Source organism: Natronoflexus pectinivorans (genome assembly GCF_004345615.1).
Lineage (GTDB): Bacteria > Bacteroidota > Bacteroidia > Bacteroidales > Marinilabiliaceae > Natronoflexus > Natronoflexus pectinivorans.
This window is the reverse complement of the sequence record NZ_SLWK01000002.1, coordinates 258,073-274,962: the sequence shown is the minus strand read 5'-3', so window position 1 is coordinate 274,962 and position 16,890 is coordinate 258,073. Positions and strand designations below refer to the sequence as shown.

General features: G+C 39.4%; 9 protein-coding genes. 2 read left to right on the top strand and 7 right to left on the bottom strand.

What is annotated here, in order from left to right; all coding sequences use genetic code 11:
* Positions 1 to 797 precede the first annotated feature (797 nt).
* The 7 genes from EV194_RS04510 to EV194_RS04480 all read right to left on the bottom strand — a co-directional run bounded on the left by EV194_RS04510 (position 798) and on the right by EV194_RS04480 (position 14,006).
* A complete protein-coding gene (locus EV194_RS04510; protein ID WP_132432544.1) occupies positions 798 to 3,674 on the bottom strand; it encodes a sugar-binding domain-containing protein in 2,877 nt (958 codons plus the stop codon).
* Positions 3,675 to 3,752: 78 nt separating this feature from the next.
* Entirely contained in the window at positions 3,753 to 7,058 is a 3,306-nt protein-coding gene (locus tag EV194_RS04505; RefSeq protein ID WP_132432543.1) for a tetratricopeptide repeat protein, read from the bottom strand.
* Positions 7,059 to 7,060: 2 nt separating this feature from the next.
* Positions 7,061 to 8,464: a sugar porter family MFS transporter gene (locus EV194_RS04500; protein WP_132432541.1), complete on the bottom strand. Its 1,404-nt coding sequence runs from the start codon at positions 8,462 to 8,464 to the stop codon at positions 7,061 to 7,063.
* Positions 8,465 to 8,470: 6 nt separating this feature from the next.
* Positions 8,471 to 10,903 (bottom strand): beta-galactosidase, encoded by a 2,433-nt coding sequence (locus EV194_RS04495; RefSeq protein WP_132432539.1) that lies wholly within the window; start codon positions 10,901 to 10,903, stop codon positions 8,471 to 8,473.
* 319 nt (positions 10,904 to 11,222) lie between these two features.
* Positions 11,223 to 12,122, bottom strand: a complete 900-nt coding sequence (locus EV194_RS04490) for a helix-turn-helix domain-containing protein (RefSeq protein WP_132432538.1) — start codon at positions 12,120 to 12,122, stop codon at positions 11,223 to 11,225.
* A 188-nt stretch (positions 12,123 to 12,310) separates the two neighbouring features.
* Positions 12,311 to 13,348: a patatin-like phospholipase family protein gene (locus tag EV194_RS04485; RefSeq protein WP_132432536.1), complete on the bottom strand. Its 1,038-nt coding sequence runs from the start codon at positions 13,346 to 13,348 to the stop codon at positions 12,311 to 12,313.
* Between the two features lie 25 nt (positions 13,349 to 13,373).
* A complete protein-coding gene (locus tag EV194_RS04480; protein ID WP_132432534.1) occupies positions 13,374 to 14,006 on the bottom strand; it encodes a DUF2459 domain-containing protein in 633 nt (210 codons plus the stop codon).
* A 505-nt stretch (positions 14,007 to 14,511) separates the two neighbouring features.
* Between EV194_RS04480 and EV194_RS04475 the strand changes: the two genes are divergently transcribed.
* Both EV194_RS04475 and EV194_RS04470 read left to right on the top strand, forming a co-directional pair.
* The gene (locus EV194_RS04475; RefSeq protein WP_132432532.1) at positions 14,512 to 14,799 is read left to right on the top strand and encodes a 4a-hydroxytetrahydrobiopterin dehydratase; all 288 of its coding nucleotides are present in this window, start codon (positions 14,512 to 14,514) and stop codon (positions 14,797 to 14,799) included.
* 125 nt (positions 14,800 to 14,924) lie between these two features.
* On the top strand, positions 14,925 to 16,883 hold the full coding sequence (locus tag EV194_RS04470; protein ID WP_132432531.1) for a sensor histidine kinase: 1,959 nt from the start codon (positions 14,925 to 14,927) through the stop codon (positions 16,881 to 16,883).
* Positions 16,884 to 16,890 lie beyond the last annotated feature (7 nt).

The following is a 16,890-nucleotide window of genomic DNA, read 5'->3' as shown; positions in this document are numbered from 1 at the left end:
CGACAATTCATGAAACGAAGTTCGACCTATGTCAATAAAGCAGGTTAAAAAGGTGCAATTATTTACTCATAATAAAACAGTTATAATATATTATCTTGCAAATTATTTTACTTCTATAGATTAATCAAACACTAAGGTCTCATCCAAAACTGAATATGTCGCAATCAACCCACCACAATTAATGGTTATTCTATTAATGATAACTCCGGGATCCAGGGCAAACAAACTACATATAAATTTTGGGAACCTGATCAATAATAAAAGATATTGGGCGTCTTATATGCATTACTTCGGATATTTCTGTTCATTAATTTTGAATTTATTAGAAGCATTTCCATAAACAATAGATCGTTAGACTCATAGATTATTAGATATAAGACACAAGTAAGCTTCTTATTATCTGATAATTAAAAATCACTGCAACAAATTCTTAAACATTTGATAATTAGGCAAATAAAAAATCTTAGCGAACTATTACATAAAAAGAAACTTCCCAAAACAACAATAGGAATCTCAATTTTGTCCTGTTATTTGTAGCCAAATAAGGCACCTGCAAATAATGGGATATAATGAAGCGCTTCCCAAAACATCAATTTAAACCAATAGTTTTAAGTCTGGGATAAACAAATTTGCTAATAAAAACTTGAATTTCAGAAATAATAAATTTGCCAGATTGTAATGTAATCCTTTTAAAACTTAGAATAGCGTTAGAGACACAAAGTGTTGTGTCTCTAACGCTATTCTATAATCTGAAATGTAAGATTGGTAATAATCAATTCTCTGAATAATCTCCCTGGTCACTGCTCAGGGATTAAATCCATGGGACTTCCGGCTGTATGGACATCATAAATATCATAATCCCCTTCGGTAAAAATTTCTGCTACAAGATCAGAGTCAACAGTGAATGCAGGGCTAAAATCATCGCTCAGCATGTAATTTATTAGAGAATGTCGCATTTGTCTGGCCACAATTCGATTCTCCATATCACTTTCGAGATCAGCACTGCAAACCAATAAACGACCCTCACCCACCCTGACTTCAAAAATCAACCCAAGTTTTCGATTAATAAACCACGTATCAATGGGTTGTACAATGGGTTTGAATTCAGCCGGGAAATTATCCAGGTTCATTACCTGTTGATTGTGTAGCAATTCCCACCATTGTAAATTACTGTGAAAATCTGTAGGAAAATCAGCCATAGCCGGATGGTTCGGGTTGGTTAAAATGCCTAACGTATGAGGAGGACGCATCTGAAACCACGAAGTATTCCAGAATACCGGGCGAAAATACTGAACCACGTCCTTTCCCTTCTCCACTTTCCCGGCAGCCAACAACAAAACATCACCTCCGTTATTAAGTATTTCGACTGCTACATCGTTATAATCATCCGTTATAAATATCTCATTATCTGCCACCTCTGGCAATTCAGCCGGGTAAACCCAGAAATCCCAATCATTTGCAAATCCCATAAACGATAACTCCAGATTATATTTACCCGCTTCCATGCTAAAATTCAGAGGAAAACGAATGGCTCCTAATTCAGAATTCCCAAATAAAATATTTGTAGGTGGGAGTGTTCCTTCATTTATTACCCGGCCATTTTCATCAGTGATTTTCCAAACAGGCGTTACATTTAGTAATGGAGATTCACCAAAATGAGCAACTTCAGCTTCTACAAGCAACACTTCTTTGTTGGTATAAACAAATTTTGGAAAACGTGTGAGAGGTACAGTCGTCCCAAAAAAACGTCTGAACTCATGAGGTTTCACATAATCTTTTGCATCCCAAAACACATCGGTCACCCCAACAATGGCACTCCCCTGTCCCGGAAAATCATTAAGAGCCAGCAATTGAGTACCGGCATTCCCTGGAGTTCTAAGGGAAGCTTCTATTTCGCTTTTATAACAAATCACCTGAAAATGTCCCGAAGCCATAAAAAAATCACGAGCTTGATCACCCATTCGTTTCCGTTCCAGTTCGGCCTGGAACATCATGAAATTCCTTGGTTGATATACCCCGGTATACTTAGGTATTTCGCTAAAATCAGGAAAAACACAATATTGACCCATTTCATGAGCTACGTACGGTACATCATAAGGAGCAATGCGTTCGGCATAATCGAACAAACTCTGGGGGCGTTGATCCCATGGAAGCCCTCTGGACTCAGCTCTTATTATGAATTCATTGGATGGAGCCAAAGGCCAACTGCGTCCAATGGCAGCATGGGTATACAATCTTCGATTGTCCTTTTCCATCCAGTATTCCACCAATTCGTTAAGGAACGGGATCTGATTCCGACCTGCTGGTTCATTTCCATATGCAAACATAACAAAGGAAGGATGATTGCCATATTCCTCCAGAATTCGATCGCATTCATCAATGATGTATTGATCGACTGGGAGTCCATCACCCACCCATGTTCCATGATTGGTCCAAAATGGCCCTTCAGGTTGCAGGTATACGCCTAGTTCGTCAGCGGCTTCAAAAGCTGCACGAGGAGGACACCAGGAATGGAAACGAAAATGATTGATTCCAAAAGCCATGGCCTTTTGATAGATTTCTTTCCAGTATTCCTTATCCATTGGTGCATAACCGGTAAGCGGGTGCGCAGCGCACTCTACTGTACCCCGAAGCCAAACAGGACGTCCGTTTATGGCAAACCTCGTACCCTCAGCTGTAAATGTGCGCATACCAAATTGCGTTCTAAACACATCAGTGGCACCTGCATCAATCTTAAGACTTACTTCGAGCCGATAAAAGGCAGGATGAAACTCATCCCACAACTGCACCTTTTCACCCATATCAAACTCCAACTCAACCAACTGTTCTCCTGACTCTATTGTTACAGGAAAAGATGCTAATACAGGAGGTACTGAAACGTTTACATTGGCAAGAATGGCTGAAACTTCAATCTCACCATGATATTTTCTATCTGATTTATTAACTAAATTGCCAATTAGTTTCACCTTGTTAGATGGCACATCGGGATAGACCTGTACATTTTGGATATAACTATTTGGACGAGCTATAAGTTTAATATCACCCACAATTCCATTCCAGTTTCCTTGGGTATGATCGGTTACACTGTGAGAATCGGGTCCCACATTGATATCCTTAATTCGATTATCAACTCGTATGGTAATCACATTTTCTCCTTTTGACATCAAATCTGTAATATCATATACATGAGGCACTGAGAGAGAGTTCTGCATACCAGCCTTAGATTCATTTATCCAAACCGTGGTTTCCCAATGTGGTCGTTCCAGATGCAAAAACACCCGTTCCCCATCCCAATTCGAAGGTTTCTCTACAACCCTCTGATACCAAGCTGCACCAGCATAGTACTTCTCCGGTGTGAGCCAAAAAGGGAACATCAAGTTGCCCGGCTGACGATAAGGCTCAGTGTGTGGGTTAAAAAACCAGGAGCTGTCGTAAATACTCCCTGTCCACTGTGTTTCCAAAGTTATTTCCAGTCCAAGACCCTGTTCCATCATAGAACCAGGCAACACCATCAGATCCGGCAATAGGGACTCAAACCAACGTCCTTCAACTCCTTCATCATCAACATCAATTCTGAAATTCCAATTTCCGGACAGATCAATTTCCATTGCATTCCTGCTTGAACAGGAAGCAACCAGTAACACAAGAAACAGATTAAATAATAAGTTTTTCATATCGAAATGGTTTAATTTTGTTCTAATTCACTTTTAAAGCAAACACTTTGCTGATCAGGTTGCGATTTATAATGTTTTTCAAATTGATTCTATCATGCTCTGATGTATTTTAACACCTGCATGTGTGCACTCCATCGAGCTCACTTCTTTAAATAACGTTTCCGCTTCATCTACCCGGCCAAGTCCCAATAACCCCAATCCTTTAATATACATGCAATGAATTCGGTTTCGGATATTCAGGTCATCGTCCCATATAAGTAAATCTGGCAGAGAAACTGCAAAATAATCGATTCTCACCTCATCATTTAGATGTTTATTACCATATTCAATCAAGCGGGAGAAACGATCATCGGCTTCACTTCTCCTTTGAAGCTTCAGTAATGCCAATCCCTGGTAAAAAATTTTGTCGGGCGACTGGTCGTTATAAAAAATCGCAGCAGCTGGTTCACTTATCCCTTTTGTAGCTTTCTCCCAACATTCATTAGCCTCTGATACTTGGTTCATTTCGTCAAAAACACACCCCATCCAATACCAGATATCGTTTTCCTGAGCACCAGCAAGTTTGCCTTCTCCCAGGTTTTCGGGATAATCCATCGATCGTTTAAGATAATCCAATGCCAAATCAAAATTCTTTTGCATTATGGCTTTTTTTGCCATTTCAACCAAACAACTCACATATTGATTCGTCACTTTTCCTTCACCCCCTTCCCACGGATGGAATTTCCGTTTCATAAGCATATCAAGTGCCTGTTCATGGTTCCCCTGAAGATTTAATAAAGTGACAACTTCAAGATAAAGGTCATCACGCTGCTCTATAAGTTCGGGAAAATTGTAAAGCCTCCTTAAACGATTCTCAATCGAATGATTTAAACGCCTGGATAATTGATCTAATTCCATCAACACTCTAGCATCGCCGGGATCAAGCCGAAAAGCTTTTTCCATGCAGTTTAATGCGTATTCTGCATTTTTCTGTTTATTAAAATAATTTAATGCAAGGTTTCTGAAAACCGTCGGAAAAGTTACGTCCAATTGTGCGGATTTTTCCCAGCATTTTGCAGCAATTTCGTAGTGTCGTGCATTATACCAGTAATTTCCCAGGTAGTAATATGCTTTTGAACCTTCCGGGTTGATATCAATTGCCTTATTTAAAGCAATCAGAGACTCCAACTGATTGGGAAAGCAATAGTCAGGTAATGCATTTTCAGCATATTGAAATGCTGAAAATGCCTCTTTATGATCTCCTATGTTATAGAAAAACCAGCCCAGATAATACCATCCCATTGGATATGTAGCTGATTCTTCAAGACCTGTTCTCAATAAAGCAATGGCTTCATTCCACATTCCGGCAGCAGCATAATCCAATGCATATTCAATGTAATTATGTATGTTTTTGCGAATGAGTGTACTAAACTCTTGCTGTGTCTTATTGTCGTCGGAAATCAGCGTTTTCTCATAAAGAACACCAAAATTGAACCGATCGATGGTAAGAGCATGTTCGGTCAACTGAAGCGCTTCATTAATCTTATTTGTATGTCTCAGAATTGCACATTTAAGATGTAACGCCTTATGGTCGTAGCTGTTTCTTGAAATGGATTTATCAATATGTTCCAAAGCTTTGCCAAACTCTCCATTCAGCGTATCCAGCCTTGCCAATTGAAAATAGCCGCAATTTTGCCAGGCAGCCATCCACGTGGATTTGTAAAATGCAGAGTAAGCTTCCATACATTTCCCTTGAAATCTCAAAGAAAGGCCCAAATTGTAATATGGTTCTCCATCATATGGATTTGGATTTCGATCTGTTAAAGTTTTAATCGCTCTCCTAAAGAATCCTTCAGCATCAGCAAATCTGCCTTTTCGCAGAAGCCACAAACCCATTGCATTGTTGCAACGTACATCTCCAGAATCCCTTTTCAAAGCTTCTTCGTAATAATCCTTTGGCTGATAAGTGGCATGTCGGTACTGTTCGAGATGATGTCCGGTTAAAAACAACTGTTCAATGCAGTCAATTTGTTCCGGCAATTTGGCAGGTTTTGCAGGATCTGGGTTTTCATTCTGCCGGCAACCTTCGGGTTGCCAACTCACCAATAACGTTCCATCGCTTTTGGTAACCTTTAGATACAAGTCTTCCTCAACGGTGTCTTCAGGTAGCTCGATGCTCTTTTCGTATGAATTTAAAGGTGAAGCACTATAGCTATCTACAAAAATGCGCTCTCCTTTCGCATTTAATTCTATTGTTGCATTTGGATAAATCCCAGTCGTATAAACCTTTAAAACAAGTCGATCGTTAACGATCTCCATATTAAGCATTGCATCCTTTGTTGCATTTTTAACCACGCCTAAATCTCGATACGGCATAAAATACTGAACAAAAGACTTCTCTTCATGGGGTGCCAACCATGTAAAATCGGGCTGATTATCGGTAAAGACCCCACACATCAGCTCAATGTATGGGCCGTCTTCATCCGTAAGATGTCGATCCCAGGCCTTTCCGAACTCACCATTCCCCCATGTCCACTGCTTTTTTCCTGGCGAAACATGATGATTAGCCACATGAAGCAGTCCTCCTTTTGAATCATTTTCATAACCTCCCACAAAATCATATTTGGAAACAATGGCCATGTAAGAAGTAGGAACAGGTATATTCTTATATCTGGAAATATCCGTGCCGGGAGAATAATCTATTTTATAATAAGTTCCCGTGGCCACAGGAAAAGAAGAAACATCCCGCTTGCCATGATCAAATACAGCATTTACATCCGGAGGAAACACCGATTGGTAATGATCATTTACTTTTACGGCAGGGTTGGCCCACCAAAGAAATGTTTGTGGCAAGGGGGTGGGATTATATATTTGAACTCTGATTTCAAGATATGATTTATCGGGGTAGAGAGTAAAACCAGCCATCCCTTTGGTTCGAAACATTCGTTCCAGTTCGCTGCACCATACCGTAACACTCCCATCTTGATTCTCTTCAATGGAAAAATCGACAGGATCGAAAGTTGTCGGACGATGATGTTGAGGCCAGTTGAACTCAATACCACCTGATATCCAAGGACCCGTTAATCCGACCAAAGCAGGCTTTATCACTTGGTTATAATAAACAAAATGGCGCTCCTTCGTTTTGTCATAAGCCATTTGTATTCTACCTCCCAACTCTGGTAAAATCATAATCTTCACAAAATCATTCTCAAGAAAAAGTGCCTGCCAAACTTTGTCCTTTTTTTTATCAAAAATCTTTTCAATTACCGGATAAGGATACACCACACCGGAACTCCCCTGATAAACACGCTTTTCGAGAAACATCGGATTTTTTTCGGGAAGCCCCGTTTCGTAGGTAGGGATAACCACCTTTTCTTTCCAGGCTTTAGCTTTTTTGATTGACATATTTAATTCTTCAATTTCTTATCCTTATTCAAGTCCTTTTCAATTTCCTCCAGGGTTTTACCTTTTGTTTCTGGTAAAACGCGATAGATGTATATAAACCCCGCAACACAAATCACCCCATAGATCCAGAATGTTCCGGATGCTCCAAAAGCACTATTCAGAAACGGAAAAGTTAGCACGAGCAGAGCTGACGCAGTCCATAAGGACAAGGTGGCTACAGCCATGGCTACACCCCTGATTCTGTTTGGAAAGATCTCGGATAAAACCACCCACGTGATTGGAGCCAATGACATGGCATACACAGCAATGGCCATTACCACTATGAGCAAAACCGCCCAACCCGTAACACCAAAGAAATAAAAAGCTCCTAAAACCATGTATATTAATGCAAGAGCTCCGGAGCCAAGCAACATCAGTTTTCGTCTTCCCCATCTATCCACCGTTCCCATAGCCACAATGGTAAAAACCAAATTTACACTTCCGGTTATCACAATATTTATAAACATGTCATTAACTGAATAACCAGCTGATGTGAACACCTCCTCTGCGTAATTAAATATCACATTAATACCGCACCATTGCTGAAAAGCAGCCAAAACAACTCCAATCAGAATTACCGGAGCAACTCGTTTGTCCATAAGAGGTTTTAGTGATACTTTGGAACTGCTCTCCTTTAATGTATCCCTAATTTGCTCCAACGCTGAATTGGCATATTCTGATCCACCAATTTTATATAATATTTTTTGGGCCTTATCGTAGCGATCAATCTTTGCAAGGAAACGAGGTGTTTCAGGTACCAAAAACATTAAAGCAAAGAATAATCCGGCTGGAATCAGCTCTGCCCAAAACATCATTCGCCAGCCCCATTGGACATTCCACGAAGCAAGTGTTTCCTCAGCTGAAAATAACTCCGGAACTGGTTGAGCGATGAGCATATTCACAATTTGTGCAGCCAAAATACCAATAACAATGGTCATTTGATTGATCGAAACAAACATGCCACGTTTCCCTGCCGGTGCAATTTCAGCGATATAAATGGGAGAAATGGTGGACGCGATTCCTATTCCCACTCCTCCTATGAGGCGATATAAAATAAAAAAAGTAAAAGAGTTAGAAGCACCAGTACCTAATGCCGAAATGACAAACAACCCTGCTGCAAGCATCAACAGTTTTCTTCTGCCCAATCGGTCGCTGGTGCGACCGGCTACCAGTGCGCCAACGATGCATCCCACCAAAGCACTACTCATAGCCCATCCCTGAAGGCCTGGCGAATGCGCTATTCCGAAATAACTCTCATAAAAAGGCTTGGCTCCACCTATCACTACCCAATCGTATCCAAAAAGCAATCCTCCCATGGCAGAAACCAGCGACAGACCCAACACATATTTTGAATTGATCTTATTCATGACTAATTAATCCTTTTCAATCATAATATCTATGCGGTACTCAACTGATATTTCAGGCTCTTTGATTTCCAAAAACTCACGTCTTTCGCCAAAATCAGGGATCACTTCTTCATCGAGCCAGCTCAAATAAGGAGCATCGCTTCTCATGGGAATGAAATAAAAATACATTTCATGGTCTTTCAGCATCTCTACATACCTCTTTAATCCAATGGTCCACGGAGCACTGGTATATAGGTGATCGGTCATCAGTTCTCCATTCATCATGCATACAGCTCTGTCACCACGATAGTCGAAAGTTATAAACACATCATTGAACCCATTCATATCCAACTGCTCAGCTCTCAATACAAAATGACGATCACCCGAGGGAATCAACTGAAGAACTGGCTCTTTTGGATCAATAGACAATATCCAACCCGAAACAGAAGCAAGTTCCTGCTCGAGTTTATTAACGTTTGCCTCACCAGATCGTAAATCCCTAATGGCAGGATAAACCCGCACACATATCTCTGTTTGATGATCGCTGATAAGCGAAAGACTTTTCTCATCTTCAAGCACGAGAGCATTGCTAATAATCAGATGCTGATTACCTGCCTTTCCTGTCAGCCAGGCCTTCAAAGCCATTTCATAGGGAATAACCAGAAAAGAAACATCATTGGAAACCATTTCCGAAAGTCGGTCATCAGGAAATGATACCACTTTACGACCATTAATGAGTTCAGTTTTTATTCCGGTTCCTGAAACATCTGTATCTCCATTTAAAACCAATTGAGGATGAAAACCCTCAATAGCTACCATCACATGATAAACGCGGCCATCGTTTTCAAAGCGCATAAATGGCTGTGCTGTTGCCTGATGAATAAAAACACCATCAAAATCCAGATTAAACGGAAAAATCCCGGAAGCTTCAGATTTCAATGTAAAAGTTCCATTATGGGGGAATCGGAAAGTACCTTCAATTGTATTCACATTAATATGCAGATCCCGATGATCTGGCATAGCAATTCTGTCCTGAAAATTATGCATAAAGATAAAACCGGACATTCCGTCTGTCCTTATTGCATAGCGTAAAGTCTCGGTGTTATCTGGCGAAATTGATTCATTTGATTCAGGTAAAACAGGATAAAAAGGGGCAAGAACATTTCCATACCCTTGCAGAAAATAATTAATCAGCTTAAGAGGGTAATATCCCTTACTTGTCTTTCCAAACTCTCCGATGGGAGACTGATAATCATAAGATTTATTGGCAAGACCAAACCCTTCCGTCATAAAAAAATTGCCTATTGAGGGAGTAGTGCCTCCATGGTACATATAAAATCCCAAACCATTGGTTCCACTTCCCACAGTTCGCACCATCATGGGAAGAAAACTCTCACCGGGAACTCTCGGACGACGGGAATAAGTAACAGCAATTCCGGTTCCCAGTTCTGCAGCCATCGATGGATATAGATTCACATCATAACTTACAGGGGAGTAATCAGGATTTTTATGAATGTTTTTAAAAAGATAGAATGGCGAAGGTCGATTATCAGGCACCCAGAATGGATAAGCATAACCGGCCATAACAGGAATGGAGCCTTTCTCAACGATGGTGGCATAACCCCACCCAGTAGCAGTATAAATAGGAGTTTCCATGCCTGCTTCGATGGCAAACATCTTCAGAGTTTTCATGTGGTCACGGCCAAGACCGGCAAATTCATTTCCAAACTCGTTTACTCCTACACCAATTTGGGTAATATCCACATCGCGTCGGGCTACTGTATTTTCTCTGGGAGCTCCTTGGTATGTAAAAGCCCATGGAGCTGCCGAATGCTGATATTCATTCTCAATCTGAATTCCTATGATGGGTCCATTATCCTTAAACATAAGTCCGGATAGTTGATCTCCAATCTGATGGTAGAGCCGATTAACGTAATAAAGATAAGCCGGATCGTTGCTACGTACCTCGATAGGCCTGCCGTATAGCCAGTCTGGCAAGCCTCCGTTGCGCATTTCTCCATGCGCAAATGGACCTATTCGCACGATCACATCCAATCCATTTTTTCCACATAACTCTACGAAGTGTCTCAAATCAAGATTTCCGCTCCAGTCAAACTCCCCCTCCTTAAATTCATGAAGATTCCAAAACACATAAGAAGCTACAACGGTGACACCACCAGCTTTGATTTTTTTTATCTGTTCATCCCAATACTCCCGGGGATAACGACTATAATGAAACTCCGCAATTACAGGAATATAAGGTTCTCCGTTGCGCTCGATGTAAAAGCTATTTACATCGATGATTTCTCCGGATATACTTCGGCCACCCAAATCGAGGTGCCCACGTAAAACTTCTGTGTTTACACCCGACAAATCAATGTGATATTTACCTCCTGACATCAGCCATGCCGGAAATGAAAGCAGGAATAAAAACAGGATGATTAAAAGCTTATTTTTCATATACTATAACTTGCTATTCAATGGCTCCCGAAGCTTCGGGAGTAGTTTCTTGCTCCATATAAAATTATTGTGATCAAAAACTTAAAATATTGAAATAAGGTCATAACAACTCTCTGGAACAACTTGATTTTTTCATATCCAATCGCAGATGGTTAAATTATTACAGATAAATAATTCAAATCAATTACAAATATCCCAATAACATTTATAAATAGAAATGGACATTTTTTAAATCATATGGACAAAACTATGATTATTCCTAAAACCTTATACGAAGCCCCCATCCTTAATATTAGAGACTTAAGCATATGCCATCAATCTATCCTTTGTGTTTTCTTCTGTATTGAGAAGGTGATAGACCCATCACCTTTTTAAACAATCGGCTAAAATAAAAAGGATCAGCAATGCCTATTTTACAACAAATTTCTTTGATGCTTAGATCGGAAAAACTCAGCAGGTAGCAACTTCTCTGAATTTTTAACTGAGTAAAATATTGAAGAGGAGAATAACCGGTATGCTCTTTAAAAAGAGCATACAAATGAGAAGGAGAACAATTTACTTTTTCAGCTATATCCTGGATGGTTAATGATTGATCAATCGAAGCTTTCATCAAATCTATAACATCCGAAACTTTACTGTCTTTTCCGGAAACATTTCCGCTATAAAGATCCTGGTAAAGAAAAGAGGTTAATATTTGCCACATATTTAAATTTACGAATTCAATGTTATGGCTGGCGAATCCATCTTCCAATGCAAACAGGACAGAGTTTATTAATTTAAGTCTGCGCTCATCAAAAAAAACTTCTCTGTTATGTATCTCACCCAAAGGTGCATATTTAGAAAAAAAATGAGGAGCATATAACCCCTGAAAATGGATCCAATAAATGCTCCAGGGATCATTCGAATCCGAAAAGTAGGTATGAGGTGTGTCAGGAGGAATGATACAAAAGGTGTTGGGTGTGATTTTAAGGCTGTTTTTAGGTGTTTCAATGACTCCTCTACCTTCAATGCAATAGATCAGGATATACTCCCGGCACCCCGATTCACGTTCCCTGAAATGAAATCGGGCACGAGGATAAAAGCCGGCATCGGTCAGAAATAAGGCAGATGTCAAATCACTGATGGCAACATCTTCAATCAGTTTATCAGGTAGGACAATCATTCGTTGGCCGGGAAACCCTTCCTGCAATTTTTGTCTATTATTTTGATGCTTGGACATTTTTGAATCATCTGTTTTATAACCTGAATAATTCAGGTTATAAAAATGGTATTTTCACTGATAAGATCAATGCTTAGATGGTATCTAAATATTTACCGAAATACGCAATAACCATTTGATTTTTTCAAAAATCAAAAAGTTATACAATCTCTTCTTAAGCAATTTCAAACAACCTTTCAATAAGTGATTTATTTATTCAATATTAATAAATCAACAATTTTTTCTAAAGTCTCTCGATTTTCTGCCACAAAACTTCGGCCCGCCTCTTCGAGTAGTTTCATGTTTTTATTGGAAGCGTCGTCCATTTTTGTACAAGCCTCACCCACGGAAGGCTCTAACCTGTAATATCCACCGCGTTCTTCATTTTTAGAAGTAGCAAACAACTGTTTTAACTGATAATGAACTGTTTCCGAGCTTCCCGACATCAATATATCAATTAAAGCAGGTAGCCATCCTGCCACACCCCACTTTTTAGCTTTATTAAAAGTGTATGGCTCTCCCTTTGATCCTGTCCCAATTGAAATCATCAGCATATCATCCACTCCTGGAAAAACCGGCTTATCCTCCCTTTTTAACAAGGATGAAAAATCAGAAGTTCTTGCTTCTGCATATGCACACATAGCCGGATTATTAGCAAACACTCCTCCATCTACCAGAGACAAAGGTGCATTAAAAACTGAATAAATACGCGATGGCTTAAAATAGGTTGGAGCAGCAGAAGTGGATCGGGCAATATCTTTCAAATAGTAATCATAAATATCCCCTTTCATGGTATCTTTTTTATTAAAAAAGATACTTCGGCGCTGAAAGAAATCATATGCAGTAATTAGGCAAGGCTTAAGAGATTGACTCAACCTGGTATCACCCAAATAGGAAAGAATTATCTTTTCAAGTTCACTGACGTCGTATTTCGCCTTGAGAAGAGCCGCCGGATTAGACATTCTTTTATACCAAGGACGTCTGAAAATGGATGCTCCATTCTCAAGATAGAGAGAAACCGCTTCGGAAGCAGTAAACTTCGGCCTGCCATCATCTTTTGGTGTAAGATATAAACATGAGAGAATGCCCCCGGTACTGGTTCCGGCAATCAGATCAAAATAATCGGACAAACGGGCATCTTCTCCATCTCTTTTCTGAAGTTGTTGCTCAATATAAGCAATAACGACTCCCGGAAGGATGCCCCGAATGCCTCCTCCATCAATGGATAAAATTGTAGCTTTTTTCATTTTGGATAAGGATAAATAAAAGTAATTATTCAAATTCAGCACCCGGAATTTTAGATAAACGCCGGAACAACTGATTGGCATTTAAAACGCAAAAGGATCGAACAGGCAAACCTGCCTCCTTAAATCCATTTACCACCCATGTATTACATGTTCTAAACAGATGATATTTACGGGTTGCTCTAAAAAAATGCCGGCTCTCACCATAAACACTGCTTGGCTGAGCTTTGCCTTCCTTATTCCGCAGATAACTATCGGCAACATACTGCATTAAAGCTGTTAATTGCGATTCATTAACCGGAATTCTCAATATTCGAGCGTTTTCTCCATAAGCCAACCGCAATGGATTGCTGAATGGGAAAACTTGTAAAACACTTGAGGTTGGCCATAAAACAGCACGTGCTGCCAAGTGAACAGGACTCCCGTCTGCTTGATAAAAACGCTCATCTCCCCAACCAATGTCAACCCATCTGCGATCTGTAAAACTTTCTGCTTCCTGCCAAATATCGGCATTCAGATCATCTACCCGAAAAACCAGTCCGGTGTGCCAACGGTTTTGAACAACATACACAACGTAGCTGTTTCCCAAATCATCACCTTTACAAGGAAACAACCCTGAGAAAACCAAAAACAGCAATATCAGTATAATTAGACGATACATATACCCTATTTTCAATAAGACAACTTAATACCGATAATCAAATATACAATTTTGATTATGTTTGATAAAACAACAGAACGCGAGATTATTATACCATCAGACAATACAGGTTCTATATCTCTGATTTTATGCATGTTTGACACATCAAAAACTTACACGCTTTAAAATCAGGAAAACTAATAATAAAAGACACGACTGTCCGACTAAGTTTTTCTAATAATGACATTCATAAAATAGACTTATCGCTTCGCTCTGAATGACTAACTCTTACGTCATGAGAGGTAAGGGGAGTGAATAAAATAACAATACACTCTTACAAGTTATCCTTTATCGATTAAGCCGGAAAAAAATAAAGTAGTCATGGAAATATGAAGATTTTCTTGACATCATGAAATGACAAGCATAACTTGTAATGCTCTTCGGAGGTCACTTCCATTTAAAGGAAAAAACCTCACACAAACATGTTCAATAAACTGTAATATCAACTAATTCAATACCAACTACTATGAAAACTTATTCAGAAGACGAAGCACGTAAAATGTTAAAAGAACAGTTGCAAGATTGGGCTGTAAACGATAAAGCACTCCATAAAGAATTTAAATTCTCGACCTTTATTGAGGCGTTTTCATTTATGACTGCCATTGCCCTTGAAGCAGAAAAAATGGATCATCATCCCGACTGGAGCAACTCCTATAATAAGGTAAAAATTTCTCTTACCACACATGATAAAGGAGGGATAACCGAAAAGGACTTCAAACTAGCCGAATTTGCTGACAAATGTGTCGCCAGTTAATTCAGGAGGACAAACGCAAAAACATTGACGTTCCGTATCTTTTTTAATTCACACAGGAAGATAAATTATCTAAAATTGGTATATTTACGTTATTAAAACTTAAGCAACGACCAAGATTTATCTGAATGCGGCCAGAACCGGATAGTTATAACCAGGAGAATTACAGCAGCGATTTTCTTTCTACAACCAGAAAGGTGCAGATTGCCGTAATTTCCGGAGTTTTAACATTTCTGTTCGCCAAAGCAAGCATTACAGTTGACATTGGGCAAATTAATCTGACATTGCCATGGTCTCTTTTGTTCTCTGTGATGACATCCTTGGTTTTGGGATGGAAATATGCTTTAATTTGTGCCACTTCCGGAGGTGCTCTATACCCTCTTCTATTATGGCCTACCAATGGGTATGCAAGCATACTCAGCATAACGGTCTTAACTTTTCTGTTGCTGCTTTTAGGACGAACATCGCCAGAATTCAAAACAGCAAACAAAGGTCTATACTATAAAGCACTTACAAGACAATACATAATATTCATAATCAGTCTCTCAACCAGCTATTTTCTATTTTTCAATTACCTTTTATCCTTTAATCCTCCATTCTGGGCTGGAAACACCGTCAAGTTTCTCGCAGGAAACATCATTACAAGCATTGTGGTGAAGGATTCAATAAATGCCTTATTTCTCATCATTGCCGGTTCTGCTTTATTGAGAATCCCAGTAGTGCGTAAAATATATAATCTGCCTGTTACAAATTATATGCGATACAATAAGAAAATCCTCTCCGGTGCGGTTGTTACTGCATTTAGTATATGGGGGCTTTTTATCATTCTTGATTCCACATTCATAAAAACCATGCATCATCAATATGAGCATTATTACTCTCTTGCTCTTTGGATTTTGTTATTCAGCGGATTTACAGTCTCAATAATACTCTTTCAGTTTGCAGAATCCCGACTTCAAACCGAGCAAAAACTTTCGGAAAGTGCTGACAGGTTAAAAAAATCTCAAAACCTCGCTAGAATGGGGAATTGGGATTTAGACCAATCAACCAAAACACTTACATGGTCGCCGGAAGTTTACGAGATTTTTGGAGCTAATCCGGACAATCCAATAACGACTGTTGATGACTTCGTGCAGTTTATTCACCCCCATGATGGTGAAATGGTAATATCTGCATACAACAAATCGGTAATAGACAAACAACCAAATTATGAATTTGAGCACCGAATTATTAAAGGAGATACCGGAGAAATACGACATGTATTGGAAAAGTGCGAGAATGTTTTTGATGAACAACGTAATGTCGTCCGTTCTACCGGGTTGGTAATGGATATTACTGAAAGGGTTATGGCAACTCAGGAATTGATTGAAGCCAAAAACAGAGCAGAAGAAAGCGACAGACTTAAATCTGCCTTTCTTGCAAACTTATCGCATGAAATACGAACCCCTATGAATGCAATCATTGGATTTGCGGAATTATTCCAATTACCAAACATCCATAGTAAAGATCAACATTTCTATTCTAATGTTATTAAAAAAAGTGGTTATCATCTTTTGGCAATTATCAATAACATGATCGAGTTTTCGGGGATTGAAAGTGGCCACACCAAAGTGAGGACAACGCCTGTCAATTTAAAAGAATTAATGACAGATATATACAACAGTTTTTTACGCACCATACCAGATGATGCCGGTTTTGAATTTCAGCTCTCAACTCCCGCAGCAAAAAGTCATCAATTAATGGTTACAGACGAAGTAAAACTGCGCCAAATACTCTCAAACCTTATAAGCAATGCTATTAAGTTCACTGAAGCCGGCAAAGTAAATTTTGGCTATGAATCAAAAGATAACCAGTTCTGTTTTTTTGTTGAAGATACAGGAATTGGTATCAATAAAATTCATCACAAGCTGATTTTCAAGCGCTTCAGACAAGTGGAAGGAGACCACACCATACGCGCAGGCGGCTCAGGACTTGGACTTGCCATTTCCAAAGCCTATGTTGAACTATTGGGCGGCAAAATAAAATTAGAATCGGAACCTGGTAAAGGCTCACGATTCTCCTTCTCTTTGCCTGAAACGCCCTCTTAATCTGTCG

What these genes read in the sequence shown, in the direction of transcription:
- EV194_RS04480 (WP_132432534.1), bottom strand. Translation starts at nt 14,006, where the DNA reads ATGTATCGTCTAATTATACTGATATTGCTGTTTTTGGTTTTCTCAGGG.
- EV194_RS04485 (WP_132432536.1), bottom strand. Translation starts at nt 13,348, where the DNA reads ATGAAAAAAGCTACAATTTTATCCATTGATGGAGGAGGCATTCGGGGC.
- EV194_RS04490 (WP_132432538.1), bottom strand. Translation starts at nt 12,122, where the DNA reads ATGTCCAAGCATCAAAATAATAGACAAAAATTGCAGGAAGGGTTTCCC.
- EV194_RS04475 (WP_132432532.1), top strand. Translation starts at nt 14,512, where the DNA reads ATGAAAACTTATTCAGAAGACGAAGCACGTAAAATGTTAAAAGAACAG.
- EV194_RS04470 (WP_132432531.1), top strand. Translation starts at nt 14,925, where the DNA reads ATGCGGCCAGAACCGGATAGTTATAACCAGGAGAATTACAGCAGCGAT.
- EV194_RS04495 (WP_132432539.1), bottom strand. Translation starts at nt 10,903, where the DNA reads ATGAAAAATAAGCTTTTAATCATCCTGTTTTTATTCCTGCTTTCATTT.
- EV194_RS04505 (WP_132432543.1), bottom strand. Translation starts at nt 7,058, where the DNA reads ATGTCAATCAAAAAAGCTAAAGCCTGGAAAGAAAAGGTGGTTATCCCT.
- EV194_RS04510 (WP_132432544.1), bottom strand. Translation starts at nt 3,674, where the DNA reads ATGAAAAACTTATTATTTAATCTGTTTCTTGTGTTACTGGTTGCTTCC.
- EV194_RS04500 (WP_132432541.1), bottom strand. Translation starts at nt 8,464, where the DNA reads ATGAATAAGATCAATTCAAAATATGTGTTGGGTCTGTCGCTGGTTTCT.